General features: G+C 41.4%; 1 protein-coding gene. It reads right to left on the bottom strand.

The genetic code is table 11. The features are described 5' to 3' along the window. Positions 1 to 299: 299 nt before the first annotated feature. The coding region (locus D1841_RS18300; RefSeq protein WP_305801098.1) for a helix-turn-helix domain-containing protein at positions 300 to 585 on the bottom strand (286 nt) is incomplete at its 5' end.

Below are 585 nucleotides of genomic sequence, written 5' to 3'. Positions count from 1 at the left end.
CAACGCCCCAGTCTCCCCAGTAAAGATTCATATCCTCCTCAAAGGTTGTCTCTTTCGGAAACCATCGTTCCCCCGGAATTGCGTCAATATCAAATTTCTTAAGTTCCTGACTCATGTCAACCTCCTCATTTATTCCTACTTCTTTCTCGTTGCACAACTTGTATTTATAAACCGCAATTATTATGCCAATTTATAAAAAAATAAAAACCGCTGAAATTAGCGGTTTCCATCGTTCTATGGCTTTAGCCTATCGCAAGTAGTAAAAAAAACTTTACTATTTTGTAAAGTTTTTCGTACCATCAGCGATTGATGTCATATTTATTCATTTTATAGTTCAGCGCCTGCTTGGATATTTTCAGCTTTTTTGCGGCATCACTCATAGTACCGGTCTGAGCCAGCGCTTTCTCAATGAGACTGACCTCAAAATCAGCCAAGGCTTTGTCGATGGAAAAATCCGGATTGTTCAGGTCGACAGCAGGTTTGCCCGATGTCATATAGTCCGGCTCTCTTCTCGCCGCAGTAAACATATATTCCGGCAAGTCTTTCAGCTGAATAAATGCAGCGTTGGTCACGTTAAACGCCCCT

Origin of the sequence: Neglectibacter sp. X4 (assembly GCF_009917365.1) — a bacterium.
Classification (GTDB): Bacteria; Bacillota; Clostridia; order Oscillospirales; family Acutalibacteraceae; genus Acutalibacter.
This window is presented reverse-complemented; position numbering and strand designations above follow the sequence as displayed.